Consider the following 13,387-nt stretch of genomic DNA (forward strand, 5'->3'; position numbering starts at 1 on the left):
GTGCTACAGGGACGTCAGCAGGCGCGTTCTGCGCGCCCGCTCGTCCCTCGCAGGCGTGTGCAGAACACGCCCAGGACGCCCCGAGGCATCACCACAAGAAGCGCCCCTTCTCATAGGTCACGATGGTGACGCCGTTGTTTGGCTGCGGTTGTGAGTGGGTTTGAACGGGGGGCGGGCTGGGCGATTGGGCGGCGGCACCCTGGGCGTACTCGGGTTGTGTGCGATCAGCTATCGCCGGATCGAAATAACCGTTCTCGACGATATCCAGGCAGAACCGAAAGTCGGTTTGCACCTTGGTGCCTTGCTGGGTGTAGCACTGGCACACGGTCGGCCTGCCGTTGACGGTGGCACTTGGGGCTCGGGCGAACTTGCGGGCGTAGATGTCGGGGTCATGACTGGACATGCAGTACAGCCGCGGGAAGGCCTTGGGCTTGGTCAGGTCGTCATAGATGGGCGCCGAGGCGGGCAGATCGGCTACCCGTGGAACACGTTGATCGAGGTAGCTGGCGGTAGATTGCGGGCCGGAATTTTCGCCGGTATCGCCAAGCGGCTTGATGAAGGCTCCAACGGTGCTTTTGACCTGATCGACCATGCTGGCCGGCGCCGCGCCTGGCGCGCTTTCCTGTTTGCCTTGCTGGTAGCGCTCATACACCCGAAAGACCATGATCCCGGCGATGATGATGACGGCAATCGCCATTAAGAACTTGGTCGGCACCTTGGCCTGAAAGTGGTGCTTGGCGTTGGTGCTGGTATAGGAGCCGAAGTAACGCTTATCGAGACGAAGCGTTTTCTTGTCGGCATCCTTGAAGCTGGTTTTGACTTCGACCTTTTCCACCACGACTTCGGATTCGAAGCGCAGCAGCTGGGGGGACTTGAACACGCGCCAGTAGTGGATATGGCTGTTGCACAGACGACGAAGGTGCACATCCAGGTATCGCGGATCTTGGGTAACCAGGTGCACTTCGTGGCCTTGGTGGCGCATGGTTTCGAAGCGGGTGATGTGCTCAGGCGGTCGTGCCCTGGGATCACGGGCACCAAACCAGCCTTGGGCTTCGTCAACGACGATGATGCAGTCATGCGGCAGCTCGTACCACTTTTCGGGGTCGTCGAAGCTGAACCACTGCGCTTGCAGCGTTTCGGGCTTGAGGCCGTTGATGTTGTGGAAGTAGACGACGCGACCTTCGGCATGGGCCTTCTGATCCACTTCGCGGATGGTGTTGAGTGTCTTGCCATGGCCGGGCTTGCCGGTGCGAATAATGAGCATCGGTCGGCCTCCTAGGCTTCAATCGAGGTGCCGCCGGGCTTGCGCCAGACTTGGTTGCGTTGTCGGTCGGTGGCCTTGTCGATGCCGGCCAGGATGAAGCGCGTGGTGATGGCAGCGAAAAAGATGTTCACGCACACATCGAACTTGGCCAGCCCAAGGATTTGTTGAATCACTGGGCCCGATTCACCCATCCGGGCAATGACGTAGCTTTGCGCTTCACCAATGATCAGGTTGAAGCCGACGTAGGTGACGAAGCCGAAGCCGATGATTTTCAGCGCCATCTTGACCAGTGGGCCGACGACGATGATCAGCAGTTGAGCCAGAAACAGGTAATGCATCAGTTACCTCCTACGGAACGCCCGACGTACAGGGCAGCAAGGATGGTGGCGACAGCCACGAACAGGCCGCTGAGGTCAGAGGCGGCCTGACACAGCGGTTCAAAGGAAAGGGCGAAGGTGCGACCGCCAGCGGTGCGCAGGTTGAAGCTCTTGTCTTGGGGGCAGGTGGCGGGCAGAAAGCGGGTGCCCTGGCGGATCAGGGACGGGACTTCGATATCGCCCTGGCCTTCCTGCAGGTCGAATTGCTCACCCTCGAACAGGCCTTCGATATCGGATTTCTTGCCCGCGTAGTCGGACATTTCCTCAGCCAGGCAGCGCTGTTCTTTCTGCTGCTGGAGGATGGCGCAGTCGATGGCGTCGCCCGAGCAGGACACCGGCGCATCACATTCGCCTACGGTGGCGGTGCGTTCCTCTTCCTCGCCTTCTTCTTCACCCTCACTTTCCTTGTCACCGTCCTTTTCACCTTCACCCGGTTTGCAGCCGGTACCGGTGCACGTGCCGGACTCATTGCCAGGCTTGCCGTCTGCGTCAGTCTCGCTGGTGCCAGTTTCGGTCTTGCTGGTGGAGGTGCAGGGCTTCACGCCCTTGCAGGTGGTTTTGTCGGTGGTCTTGGTGGTGTCGGTTTTTTTGGAACCGTCCGGGTTGGTGGTCTCAGTGGTGTTCTCGGTGGTTTCAGTCTTGGTGTACTCGGGCGGCGGATTGCCCGCTTTGCAGGCGCTGGACTGCCAGCCGGCTACACAGTCAATAGTGCCAGGTTGCTTGAACTCTTCTTTGGCGGTGCAGGATCGGCTACGGGTGCCGTCAGGGTTGGTGACCCACTGATCGCAGATATTGTCGCGGGCGTACTCGGGCGTTTTATCCATCGGCGGTTGTGCCGGTGGCTGATCGAAGACGCTGCCGTTCTGCGGGTCATCCGACTCGGTGCAGGAGGTGCCATTACCCTGATATTCGTACTTACCGTAGCTGTTATCGAGCTGGTCAGGGCTGGGGTTCACGAAGCGGTAAACGTCGAGCACCTTGTAGGTGAACGTGTACTGGCAGGCGTTCTCGCAGATGGTCAGCGGCGGTTCGACGACCGGCCCGCCAACGGGACCTCGAAGGTGTTGATGGGCAGTGCGTCGCCCCGATGTGGACTCACATGGATCGCCCTTACATTGAGATGAGCCATCACCAATGCTGGGGTCGTAGACAGTTCCAGCAGGGCAATCGGTACCCCGGCGAACGGTTTGGATGGTGATTCGGCATGACCCGGCGGTGCACCCGTTGACTCTGTAGCGATAAGAAATCTGGTCGGGTGATGTAGATGTGACCGTCTCGAAGGTGAGGCCATTCGGGTAGGCACCCTGAGATGCAAAGGAAGCGAGTCGAGCGTCGCGAACCTCTAGGCTAGTCGTAAATCGGCCAAAGCCAGGGTTACCGGACAGTTCCCAGTAATACTCTTCAGCCGATGCCAATGCAGGCAGTACGAAGAAGAACGCAATCCACCAACGCATACCCACCTCACACCCGCCCAAAGAACACGGCCCACAACGCGGCGACCGTGATCAGCAGGACAAACAGTTCGTAACTCATCGGGAGCACCTGAAAAGAAAACCCCGCCGAGGCGGGGCTTTGCTTGCTTCGGCACATACGTGCAGTTGCGGTTACAGCGCGCGGCGCATGTACTTGAAGGCCATGGCCGCGATGATCACGGCGAACACGGCCCAACCGATGGTGCCGACGTCGGTACCGGCGGTATCCAGGGCGGCGGTGGCTTCGGCCGGAACAGCGGCGTAGGCCTGTTGAACCGACAGCAGGCCGATTGCAGCGGCGGCGCCGAGCGAACGGCGCAGGGTCTTGATGTGTTGCATGGGTATTACCTCGCTTTCAGGACTTTTTTCAGGACGAGGAACCCGAACACAGTGGCGAACAGAATCACCGCTTCGCCTTGCAGTTCGGACACGTCGTCCCAGGTGAGCGCAGAGCCGATAAGGCTCTGCATTTCGTCGTCCGCGATGGAAACCAGCTGGCCCGTGCACAGGAGTTCACCCGAGGCACCAACCGACCATTCCCCATCGCAGGCGATGAAATTCATAGGCCCTCTTTACTCAGCCAGGCTGGGGTCGCGGATGACCTCAGCCATGTCCAGGCAGTCGGGGCACAGGGTTTGGTGGGGCGCCTGGTTCAGATCGGGCAGCAGGTCGGGCTGTGGGGCAGGCTGGCTGTAGAGCTGGCCCATGGGCTGCCCGCAGCAGTCACACAGCACGCGATCAACGATCAGCACGGCGGCGCCCTCCGGTTAAGCCTTGGCCGCGTCCGGCTGGGTGCCGGTCGGCTTGGCTTGTTGTTGGGCGGCATGCTGAGGCGCGGGCTTGCTGGCCTGAGCAGGCTTGGCCGACTCGACGTGCAGGACGATGAACTTGCCCGCGTTCTTGGAGCCCCGGTCGATTTCCACCGTGACGCGGACGGTCTCCAGCACATCGAGGCCTTTGCAGGACGCCCAGACTTCGTCCAGGGAGCCTTCTGCTACCTGCATCGAGAGCAGGGAGACGCCCAGATCCTTTTCGCCGTCCGGTTCGTCGCCCAGGTACAGCTTCACCAGATCCACGTTGTCGAACTTCACGCGCTCAGCGCTGATGAATGCCAGTTCCATAGTGGTGCGTGCCATGTGTGTTTCCTCGCTTAGTTGCGCGTTAGTGCGCGGGTTTGCCTTTCAGCAGGCCGAGCGAGTCCACACGGGCAAACTTCGCGTTTTTGCCCAGGTGGTTTTCTCGACTTGCCGAGGTTTTCAGTTAGCGCCGCTGGTGTAGCGGGTTTGGTTCAACACCAAGGGCTTTGCCCTTGTAATCCCACTCTTGCCGCCGAGGGCTCGGGAGCGCGGGGCGGTGAAGCTGCCCCACACTCACGAGCGGAGGCTATTTAAGGTGGTGGGTGTTCAAGGGTGCGCTCCGCCCGTGCCTCCGTTTGACCGAACGGTGGAGCGTGTTCGGACAAGCCGGGGGCGCGGCCCTTGACCTGTTCAACATCGGCGGCGTTGGCCGGATCGCTGGGGGCGCACTGGTGAACGACCTTGGTCATTGCCTGATAGAAGTAGCCGTCTACCGTCTCCAGCAACGAAACTGCTTGCCACGTGCCGAACACGCAGCCCACAGCAAAACCGATAAAGCCCCAAGGCGCGGAATGCCAGAGCAGGGCGACCAGATAGCGGCCGACACGGAAAGAGACAGTCATGACTGCGCCCCCTCCTGCTGCTTATCGACGACCGGATAGACGCGAATTAGCCAGTCCCGCAACTTGATGGCGTCCTCATCGCAAATGTTTACGTAATGAGAGCCGCCAATTACTTCGAAGAAGATTCCGTGGGGAGCATCCACCGAAACCTTGAGGCAGTTATCAATAAGCGACGGCTTGCTATTAAACGTTGTCATGCGTTCACCCCTCCAATTCGAACGGTTCGCGCAGGGGCACGAAGGGCGTGGGTTTGCCGGTGTCGCTCACAACGCTCCAATACTTCTCCGGTCGGGACGGTGGCGTGTGTTTCTCGCAGGTAAAGGCCGGCGTAACGTGGTTGCGACCATTTACCTTTGACCATTGCGCGGGGCGGCACTCGGTGCATGGTGTGAATCGGGAGGTATCCGAGCTCGATGATGTGGGGAGCGACTCCCAGTTTCTTTTCACGTAGCACACAGAGCAGTCGCAGTTGTCGGCGTGCGGGTGCCGGTGAAAGGCGAACGTCTTGCCCCGTGGATTCCGGGCAAAGCAGCCCTGGCAGCCGCATTCCTTGGGATGCAGTGGGTGCTGGAGATACTGCGCAGGATCGATCATTGGTCGAGCCCTGCGCTTGGGGCTTTACATGTACGGGATCTACAACGTAATAACCAGGCAGATGAATCACTCCAGTCGTTGATTCAGCAGCAAGAGCAGCCTTGTGGCGCTTGAACCACACCGAAGTCGGCATGTATGGCCCGGCGTTACGCTCGTCAGGGAATCGCAGATCAGGAGAATGGTTAAGTGCGTTGTGGGCGAGAATCTCAAGCCGACCAACCTGCGCAACGCTCAGGAAGCCTTCACCCTGGCTACGAGAAATGAGCGAGCGAACCTCATACCAGGCGACGCTAGGCGAATCACCGGCCAGGCGCAGATCAGAGAGCGCACAGAGCAGGCGCCAGAGGAAGTTTTGATAGTCCATGACTGGCTTGCTCACTGGTTCACCCCCAGAAACAGCACCACGCGGGTTTTGCCGAGCTTCACGCTGTCGACGGCACCGGTCTTGATCCACTGCGCGACCTGCTCGACGGGAACACCGGCCAGGGCGGCGAAGGCGGCTTGCGTATAGAAGGGAGGATTCATGCCGTCCACTCCTGTTCCAGCAGCCAGGTGCGGAGCAGGGCGCTGTTGACCATGCGGCGCTTGCCTAGCTTTACGGTGGGGAGAACGCCTTTCATTGCCCAGGCACGCGCGGTGCCGTAGGTCAGGCCGTTGCGGTCGGCCCAGGACTCGACGGTTTCCACGTCCTGTTGCGGGCCTATCAGCTTCGAAGGTTCCAGCTCTTCCAGTTCCATGCTCGTTCCGTCACTATTCGTGTGGTTTTACACAAAACGTGTAATAAATAATTCATCAGTGCAGGGGCATGATGGCCTTTGATGAATTATTTATCAATAAATTATTCATCATTTATAAGAGCTTTTTGGAATGATCGAGGAAAGGCTTAGAACCCTAGTGAGGCACATAGGGGCCACGAAGCTGGCTGAGGCCACTACGATCAAGGAACGCCAGCGGTGGCAGACTGTGGCGACCAATCGGAAGGTGAAGACCCGGATCGAGGATCTAGAGGAGCTTCTGAAGGTATTTCCTCAATACGAGTTGTGGTTGTGGAGGGGAGAGGTAGACCCTGCAAAAGGCCAGGTGTCACCTGGCTACGAAGAGGCCGATTCAAACTTGCCCGATCAAAGCGCGGGATAGCGATCACAACGGAAATAGCTAGGCGCTGGTACGCCCGAAAAATTTAGCTGGAGATTTTATGAGCAAGGATATTGATAAGGCTGCATCTGAAAGTATATGTCTTGAAGATCTTATGGAGGCTCTTTCATATTATGTTCCTACCGGGACGGCTGAGGGGGAGCGGTACATACTGCAGGAAGCATTTGTTCAGACGCATGAGTATGCAGACATTATTGCGCCTCCTATTGGAAGCCCAAGGCTGCTGATAGGGAAGAAAGGCTCTGGAAAGAGTGCTATTTTAGACTTTACCATGCGCTTTTTAACTGATGCAAAAATACCAGGCCTGCTAATAAAGCCATTAAATCTCGATCTATCCTCTATGAAAGAAAATGGATCGTCGGGGGAGCTGACAAGAGTTGCATATGAGCAACTGATGCAGTCTATTGCTGTTGCGATAGGTCAGCAGCTCCCCATGATGGTCGATGAATCAAATAGAGTACTACTTGAAGCGGCAGTAAATTCAGGTGTGCGGGAAGTGGATTTTGTTTCTAAATTTACGCGCGCACTCAATTCTTTTTCAAAGCCGTTCACTGGCTATGATTTTTCTAAATTGCTCCCTTCTTCGATGCCCGCCAGCCGTTTAAGACTGGAGAGAGCTGTTCGTCGAAATATAGATGCTTCGGGTTCCGCATTTTATGTGCTTCTTGATGACACTGATCAGGTTGCAAACCCTGGTACGAAAAATCACCTAAATAGAATATGGGCTTGCATTCTTGCAGCTCGTGAAATAACGCAACAGAATAATAAAATTAGGTTTGTAATATCTTTGAGGGATGAGGTTTGGCGTTCCCTAGAGAAAGAAGGTACCGCGCAGAGAGATCAAATAGATCACTTTTTACCATTGGTTTACAGGCTAAATCCAAGTTTAGATCATGTGCAGCGCATTATAGAAAAAAGACTAATACTTGCTGCCGCACGTGCGGGATTTGAGTCAGAACTTCCGCATTATGAACTATTTTTTGAGGGTGATAGCCCTAGAATGCCAAATAGTGAAAAATTAAGTAGCTGGCCCGATATTATTAGGTCTCGATCAAGAGAAAGACCACGTGATGCTGTCCAGTTTGTAGGGCAAATGGTTAGCGTTGCATTGGAAGGCGAGGCAAAAAAAATCGATGACAATATTTTGTCGAGAATTATGCCGAACTATTCTCGGGAAAGAGCCGGACTGGTTGCAGGGGAGTATGGAGCTGAATGCCCAGAGCTTCTTACGGTTATTCGGTCATTTTCAAAGGTAAATTATGCGCATGGATCATTTTTGGCCGACTCTGAAACAATCCGGAAACACCTGAGTGCAATTCAAGGCGCTTTAACAATAACCATAAACGGGATTGCGCTAAAATCGGGCTCTGATGATGATGTATTCAAGATATGGTCACTTCTTTTTGAGGCCGGCTTTTTCTATCCCCGCGTTTCAGATAATAGAGAGAAAGATGGGTATCGATTTGTGCTTCCAAGCGATGAGCCTGATCTGGTATGCAAGAAAAGGTGGAATGATATCCAGCAAGCGTTGTGGGAGGTGCATCCGGTATTTAGGGATTTCTTGATTGAGGATCAGAAAGAGCATGCTGCTCGCTTTGGCCTTCCAGTTAAGCCCAAAAAACCTAGGAAGGGTTTTCGTTAGATTAGATATAGAAGCTCGACAAGGCATATTTATTTTCTGATGCATGCAAGGATGCAATATGAAATCCGACTGTGAAGACGCACCAGACTATCTACGCAACAAGAAAAAGCCCGGCCCATGGCGAATGGTGGCCATCCTGGGCGTGGGTTCCGCGATTACCTGGGGCGTGATCGCGATGTTTGCCAAGCCAATCGTGATCGACGTTGATCAGCTCAAGCAGGCGATCCACGTAGACGGCAAACCGCTACCGGGCAGACAAATCAGTTTTACCTAAGTGCAAGGAGGCATGATGAAAGCCGACTGGGATGATGCACCTCGCCATATGCAATCAAAAGGCAAGGGCACGGATATAGCGAGATGGATATTTTCTGGCCTGGCTGGCTGTGCAATTACCTTTGGTATCTTGTATTTCGCTAGCGGGAACCTGAATGGCGGGCTATTCAAGTCTAAGCCTGTGCCTACTGAGCCTGAATCCTACTCTCGCTACGAACCGCTGGAAGAGATTGCTCCCCCGCAAAAGACCTCAGAGCAAATATTCTGGGAGAACGTCGAGGCTGACAACCGCAGGCAGGCGGCTTTGAATGCAGAGAAACAGAACGTATTCAATGACAATAATTACCAGCCCAAGCGAGTAGAAAACACCTATAGCCCGCCGACTTACCAGCAGGCTGCCTCCAGTCAATCACAAACAACCCGCGTTCAACGAGAGCGTGACGGCTACTGGATTGACAAGTGGAGCGGCGGTGCACGGTACTACGCCGAGTGGGAAATCGTGAACAACTACATCGAAGGCACCAGCGTATGCGCCAACCATCGCCGGGGTTCCATCGACTATCGCGAGTGCCGCAAGGGCGCGAAACAGTTCTTCAAAGAACAATGTAAAGGCTGGAGCGGGCGCTACAGAAGTGACCGTAAAGCCTGGAGCGACCGCATGAAGCAGCGCTATTGCTCAGCGGCTAGCAACTTTAATCCGATGGGATAGCTTAATGTTGATATTTGGGTGTGTTTTAACTGCTGTATGGTTGGTAGGGTTGGGGGTGGCTGTTTATTTGAATATAGATAAAGCCGCGTCAATGGAGTTGAATTCGTGGGGGGATTTTTTAGCAGGTGGATTTGCCCCTCTAGCATTCTTTTGGTTGGTTATAGGTTATTTTCAGCAGGGTAGAGAATTAAAACTAAGCACTAAGGCTTTAGAGAAGCAAGAAGAAGCCTTGAAGTTACAGGTTGAGGAGCTAAGGTCGTCTGTTGAACAACAAAAGGAACTGGTCAAGGCTGCTAGGGAAGAGATGGAAATGACTAGATCCGAAATTGAGCGCGAGAGAATAAAGGATAAGTTGAATGCTCAGCCATATCCAGAAATGTCCCAGACAGGGATGGATGAGCATTTAGGAGTTGTTAAGTATGTTGTTCAGTTGGCTAACTCTGGCGCAGGAGTTACTAATGTGGAACTTGTGGAGAAAAATCTGGAGTGTGACGTGGTTCTATCTCAGGATCATAGAACTATGCGATGGGCAAAGGGGATGGACATAAGGTTTGACTTTAGTCTTCCTGTTGAGAGCAGGCTTAAGCCGAGTGAGAGATATGCGTTCGTTATCTCATTTACGGATGCTTTAGGGGATAAGGAGCAGTTGCAGTTGAACTTTGTAGTGAATAATGGTGGTAGGTTCATTCATTCTAAGTTTTAAATAATTCGCCAGTCGAGGCTAAAAACTTTTAGCTGGTGGGGTGGGTGTTTTCATTTTCATGTAAGTAAGTCTGCATGGGTTGGGCGCTATGCGCTGAGCCAACTTGGAATATCTTTCATATCATGCAAAACACGCCAAACATCAATATGACTTTCTTGCTCGACATAGAACACAAGGTAGGGATAGCGCCGGAGTGGCCATGAGCGTAGGCCGGGCAGATCCAGTTCGTGCGCGTAGCGAGTCGAACCGGAAGCGGGGTGGCGGCTGATCTGCTTGTAAGCACGCTCCAGGGCGTCAACGAAGCCTAGCGCGGCTTTCTCGGCCTGTTCTTCGAGGTAGTAGGTAATGGCGTTGTCTACGTCTCGGGTAGCTAGCTCACGTGGGATGATGGGTTTTTGCTTCATCCTTGAGCGTTCCGCACGCGAGCACGGAGCGATTCGAAGTAGTCAGCATCGGCAGGGACGGCGGGAGCGGATGCAGCACCAGCAAGCAGCAGGCCACGCAGGTGTTGGCGGTCTTGATCCTTACGAATCAGTTCGCGGACGTATTCGCTGCTGGTGCCGTAACCGCGCTGGTTTACTTGCTCATCAACGAAGCTTTTGAGAGTGTCCGGCAGGGAGATATTCATGGTGCTCATTGGGCGTGCCTCTTGCCAAATTTTGCCAAATTCTACACCCGTTGGCTTGGTTCATGGAATGATGGCCGTTCATGTGCAGAGGTGCCTATGAAGTGTCCTGTTTGCGGTAGCGCGGATCTGGTGCGGGAAAAGCGAGATATGCCGTTCACCTACAGGGAGCAGACAACGGTTATCACCGAGGTCGGCGCCGACTGGTGCAATGCTTGCGGGGAGGCATTGACTGACCCGGAGCAGAGCGAAAGGGTGATGGCTGCGATTAAGCGTTTTCGGCTACAGGTCGATGCAGGCTAGGCCGCTCAGGTGTCGAAAAAGTGTCGAAATCATAGAGCCGAATAGCGACGAATCGAGCCGGTGAGGGGAGCGGAAAGCCCGTATTGAGCGGGTTTGGCACGGACTGACACGCTACCGAAACGGGTTCGAATCTCTTCTTCACCGCCACTTTCGCAATACCTAAAGCCCTGAAAGCTAACAAGTTTTCGGGGCTTTTTGCTTTCTGGTCTTTCTCTCTTCTGATCTTTCTCAAGCTCGGCCACCTGCCGGTTCGTCTTTCCATGGCCTACGCGCCGCTTCACCGTTCCCTGGTGCAGTCATTGGCAATATCCATGGTCACTATCGAAAGCACTGATTTCTGTCTGGTGAGGCATCGGCCTAATGTTGACCTCAACGCAGATTGAGTTGGATTGGAGGTCGTGATGTCCCGTATCGATGTGGTTTCCCTGGTCGGTAGCGCCGTACCGGCTGAGCTCAGATCCGATGGTCATATGGCGTGCTGGCTGCTGATGGTCGATGGTCAACCCAAAGCCGGCCCCTTCGCTTCCCGTGAGGCTGCGCTGGCCTGCCAAGCCGTCTGGCTGCTTAGCAGCGCTGTTCGCCGTGAGGGCGATTCGCTGCTGGCCTGATTCACCGTTTTACTCCGCGCTCGCTCCAGCGCTCCCCTTGGCCCGCCTCTGGCGGGCTTTTTCTTGTCTGCCGGTTAGAATGGCGATCATTTTTTGAAGGGGCGTAGCGTGGCCAGGTGGGACATCTTCTGCAGCGTAGTGGACAACTACGGCGATATCGGCGTGACCTGGAGACTTGCACAGCAACTGGCGGCCGAGCAGGGGCATTCGGTGCGCCTGTGGGTCGATGATTTGGCTTCCTTCGTGCGCCTGTGTCCAGCGGCCAGTAGTGATGCTGAGTGCCAGCACTGGCGTGGTGTCGAAGTCCGCCGCTGGGCGGAGCCGTTCCCCATGCTGGAGCCGGCTGAGGTGGTGATCGAGGCCTTCGCCTGTCAGTTACCGTCTTCATATGTCGCGGCGATGACTGCCAGTGGCACCCGGCGCCTCTGGCTGAATCTGGAGTACCTCAGCGCCGAAGATTGGGTCGCGGGCTGCCATGGCTTGCCATCGCCGCAGTCGGCTGGGTTGCAGAAGTTCTTCTTCTTTCCAGGGTTCGTGGAGGGCACAGGCGGTTTGCTGCGTGAGGCCAATCTGCTGGCGTGTCGACGGACTTTTCAGGCTGATGTGCAGGCGCAGAACGAATTTCTACGGTCATTCGGTGTGGTGCGTGAAGCGGGTGCGCGACTGATTTCGCTGTTCGCCTACGAGAATGCAGGCCTGGCTGGCTGGATGGATGCGTTTGCAGCCGACCCTCAATCGACTCAGTTGCTGGTGCCGCAGGGCAAGGTTCTGGCCGATCTGCAGGCCTGGCTGGGTTGCGCTCCGCTGGAGCCGGGGGATCAGCGGCGGTTCGGCAATCTGCAGATCCATGTGCTGCCTTTCGTTGCGCAGGATGATTATGACCGCCTGCTGTGGTGCTGCGATCTCAATGCGGTACGCGGCGAAGACTCCTTCATCCGTGCGCAATGGACTGGTCGGCCGCTGCTCTGGCATATCTACCCGCAGGAGGAGGGGGCGCACTGGGACAAACTGGACGCTTTTCTGGCGCTTTATAACGCCGATCTGATGGCTGAAGCGGCTGTCGCTCAAGCCGAGTTCTGGCGAGCGTGGAATGCAGGCGAAGGGATGGAAACGGCCTGGCCTGCGCTTCTCGACGCATGGCCGGCACTGCAACGACATGCCGAGCAGTGGTGTGATCAGCAGGCCGCTCGGGCAGATCTTGCCACGGCGCTGGAACAGTTTTACCGAAATTGGCTATCATACGCGGCCTAGATTTCTGTACCTCCCGCATATTTCGGATATCCGCATGAAAACTGCACAAGAAATGAGAGTCAACAGCGTGGCCCTGATCGATGGCCAGCCGTGGCTGATCCAGAAGGCCGAGTTCACCAAGTCCGGCCGTAACAGCGCCATCGTCAAGATGAAGCTGAAGAATCTGCTCAACGGCTCCAAGACCGAGACCGTCTACAAAGCCGACGACAAGATGGAGCCGGTGATTCTCGAGCGCAAGGAAGTGAGCCTGTCCTACATCAGCGGTGAGGACTATGTGTTCATGGATCCGGAGTACAACTCCTACGAACTGCGTGCCGAAGATCTGGAAAGCGTTCTGCCGTTCATCGAAGAAGGCATGAGCGATGTCTGCGAAGCCGTGTTCTTCGAAGGCAAAGTGATCTCCGTTGACCTGCCCACCACCATCGTGCGTCAGGTTGTCTATACCGAGAACGCTGCTCGTGGTGATACCTCCGGTAAGGTGATGAAGCCTGCCAAGCTGCGCAACGGTACCGAGATCAAGGTCGCCGAGTTCGTCGACATCGACGACTGGATCGAGATCGATACCCGTGACGGTTCCTACAAGGGCCGCACCCAGGCGCCACAAGCCTAAGCTTGAGCGTCACGAAAACCCGGCCTTTGCGCCGGGTTTTTTATGTCCGAGATATAGGGGCGGCCCGGCACTGGCGTCTGGTACACATGGCGCGTCCTACCT

At 55.6% G+C, this 13,387-nt stretch carries 22 protein-coding genes; 8 read left to right on the plus strand and 14 right to left on the minus strand.

Annotated elements, in window-relative coordinates; all coding sequences use genetic code 11:
• Positions 1-88: 88 nt before the first annotated feature.
• The 12 genes from C7A17_RS22395 to C7A17_RS22445 form a co-directional block, all read right to left on the minus strand.
• Entirely contained in the window at positions 89-1,264 is a 1,176-nt protein-coding gene (locus tag C7A17_RS22395; protein WP_106740700.1) for a zonular occludens toxin domain-containing protein, read from the minus strand.
• 11 nt (positions 1,265-1,275) lie between these two features.
• Positions 1,276-1,602: a DUF2523 domain-containing protein gene (locus tag C7A17_RS22400; protein WP_106740703.1), complete on the minus strand. Its 327-nt coding sequence runs from the start codon at positions 1,600-1,602 to the stop codon at positions 1,276-1,278.
• Positions 1,602-3,095: a virulence factor TspB C-terminal domain-related protein gene (locus C7A17_RS27125; protein WP_234035834.1), complete on the minus strand. Its 1,494-nt coding sequence runs from the start codon at positions 3,093-3,095 to the stop codon at positions 1,602-1,604. The genes C7A17_RS22400 and C7A17_RS27125 overlap by 1 nt, the downstream gene beginning before the upstream one ends.
• Before the next feature lie 150 nt (positions 3,096-3,245).
• Positions 3,246-3,452, minus strand: a complete 207-nt coding sequence (locus C7A17_RS22410; RefSeq protein WP_106740705.1) for a major capsid protein — start codon at positions 3,450-3,452, stop codon at positions 3,246-3,248.
• A gap of 5 nt (positions 3,453-3,457) precedes the next feature.
• Positions 3,458-3,676, minus strand: a complete 219-nt coding sequence (locus C7A17_RS22415) for a hypothetical protein (protein ID WP_106740708.1) — start codon at positions 3,674-3,676, stop codon at positions 3,458-3,460.
• Positions 3,677-3,685: 9 nt separating this feature from the next.
• Positions 3,686-3,865: a hypothetical protein gene (locus C7A17_RS22420; RefSeq protein WP_106739102.1), complete on the minus strand. Its 180-nt coding sequence runs from the start codon at positions 3,863-3,865 to the stop codon at positions 3,686-3,688.
• 15 nt (positions 3,866-3,880) lie between these two features.
• Positions 3,881-4,249 (minus strand): hypothetical protein, encoded by a 369-nt coding sequence (locus tag C7A17_RS22425; protein ID WP_106740710.1) that lies wholly within the window; start codon positions 4,247-4,249, stop codon positions 3,881-3,883.
• A 251-nt stretch (positions 4,250-4,500) separates the two neighbouring features.
• Entirely contained in the window at positions 4,501-4,812 is a 312-nt protein-coding gene (locus tag C7A17_RS26960; RefSeq protein ID WP_199796359.1) for a hypothetical protein, read from the minus strand.
• Positions 4,809-5,009 carry a hypothetical protein gene (locus C7A17_RS22435; protein ID WP_106740712.1) on the minus strand — a complete coding sequence of 67 codons (201 nt, stop codon included), beginning with the start codon at positions 5,007-5,009 and terminating at the stop codon, positions 4,809-4,811. The genes C7A17_RS26960 and C7A17_RS22435 overlap by 4 nt, the downstream gene beginning before the upstream one ends.
• A 4-nt stretch (positions 5,010-5,013) precedes the next feature.
• On the minus strand, positions 5,014-5,403 hold the full coding sequence (pflM, locus tag C7A17_RS27280) for a lysogeny maintenance protein PflM (protein WP_463604512.1): 390 nt from the start codon (positions 5,401-5,403) through the stop codon (positions 5,014-5,016).
• A gap of 378 nt (positions 5,404-5,781) precedes the next feature.
• Positions 5,782-5,931: a hypothetical protein gene (locus tag C7A17_RS26965; RefSeq protein WP_199796360.1), complete on the minus strand. Its 150-nt coding sequence runs from the start codon at positions 5,929-5,931 to the stop codon at positions 5,782-5,784.
• Positions 5,928-6,143 carry a hypothetical protein gene (locus C7A17_RS22445; protein ID WP_013715705.1) on the minus strand — a complete coding sequence of 72 codons (216 nt, stop codon included), beginning with the start codon at positions 6,141-6,143 and terminating at the stop codon, positions 5,928-5,930. The genes C7A17_RS26965 and C7A17_RS22445 overlap by 4 nt, the downstream gene beginning before the upstream one ends.
• 458 nt (positions 6,144-6,601) lie before the next feature.
• Between C7A17_RS22445 and C7A17_RS26840 the strand changes: the two genes are divergently transcribed.
• From C7A17_RS26840 to C7A17_RS22465, 4 genes are read left to right on the plus strand one after another with little or no spacing between them, the layout of a single operon-like run.
• On the plus strand, positions 6,602-8,203 hold the full coding sequence (locus C7A17_RS26840) for a P-loop ATPase, Sll1717 family (protein WP_158704699.1): 1,602 nt from the start codon (positions 6,602-6,604) through the stop codon (positions 8,201-8,203).
• A 58-nt stretch (positions 8,204-8,261) separates the two neighbouring features.
• Positions 8,262-8,477, plus strand: a complete 216-nt coding sequence (locus tag C7A17_RS22455; RefSeq protein ID WP_234035835.1) for a hypothetical protein — start codon at positions 8,262-8,264, stop codon at positions 8,475-8,477.
• 15 nt (positions 8,478-8,492) lie between these two features.
• Entirely contained in the window at positions 8,493-9,185 is a 693-nt protein-coding gene (locus C7A17_RS22460) for a hypothetical protein (RefSeq protein ID WP_106740717.1), read from the plus strand.
• Between the two features lie 4 nt (positions 9,186-9,189).
• On the plus strand, positions 9,190-9,888 hold the full coding sequence (locus C7A17_RS22465) for a hypothetical protein (RefSeq protein WP_106740719.1): 699 nt from the start codon (positions 9,190-9,192) through the stop codon (positions 9,886-9,888).
• Positions 9,889-9,974: 86 nt separating this feature from the next.
• Here the strand turns inward: C7A17_RS22465 and C7A17_RS22470 are convergent, their stop codons facing one another.
• On the minus strand, positions 9,975-10,292 hold the full coding sequence (locus C7A17_RS22470; RefSeq protein ID WP_106740721.1) for a type II toxin-antitoxin system RelE/ParE family toxin: 318 nt from the start codon (positions 10,290-10,292) through the stop codon (positions 9,975-9,977).
• Positions 10,289-10,525: a type II toxin-antitoxin system ParD family antitoxin gene (locus tag C7A17_RS22475; RefSeq protein WP_106740724.1), complete on the minus strand. Its 237-nt coding sequence runs from the start codon at positions 10,523-10,525 to the stop codon at positions 10,289-10,291. Before C7A17_RS22475 ends, C7A17_RS22470 begins: the two co-directional genes overlap by 4 nt.
• 87 nt (positions 10,526-10,612) lie before the next feature.
• On the opposite strand from C7A17_RS22475, the gene C7A17_RS22480 reads away from it, so the two are divergent.
• The 4 genes from C7A17_RS22480 (at position 10,613) to efp (ending at position 13,285) form a co-directional block, all read left to right on the plus strand.
• The gene (locus tag C7A17_RS22480) at positions 10,613-10,816 is read left to right on the plus strand and encodes a type II toxin-antitoxin system MqsA family antitoxin (RefSeq protein WP_106740727.1); all 204 of its coding nucleotides are present in this window, start codon (positions 10,613-10,615) and stop codon (positions 10,814-10,816) included.
• Between the two features lie 401 nt (positions 10,817-11,217).
• Positions 11,218-11,424, plus strand: coding sequence for a hypothetical protein (locus C7A17_RS22485; RefSeq protein ID WP_106740729.1), 207 nt, complete (start codon positions 11,218-11,220; stop codon positions 11,422-11,424).
• A gap of 108 nt (positions 11,425-11,532) precedes the next feature.
• Positions 11,533-12,675: an elongation factor P maturation arginine rhamnosyltransferase EarP gene (gene earP, locus C7A17_RS22490; protein WP_106740732.1), complete on the plus strand. Its 1,143-nt coding sequence runs from the start codon at positions 11,533-11,535 to the stop codon at positions 12,673-12,675.
• Positions 12,676-12,709: 34 nt separating this feature from the next.
• The gene (efp, locus tag C7A17_RS22495; protein ID WP_106740734.1) at positions 12,710-13,285 is read left to right on the plus strand and encodes an elongation factor P; all 576 of its coding nucleotides are present in this window, start codon (positions 12,710-12,712) and stop codon (positions 13,283-13,285) included.
• The last annotated feature ends 102 nt before the right edge of the window (positions 13,286-13,387 follow it).

The sequence above is a fragment of the Pseudomonas mendocina genome (genome assembly GCF_003008615.1).
GTDB classification, from domain to species: Bacteria; Pseudomonadota; Gammaproteobacteria; order Pseudomonadales; family Pseudomonadaceae; genus Aquipseudomonas; species Aquipseudomonas mendocina_C.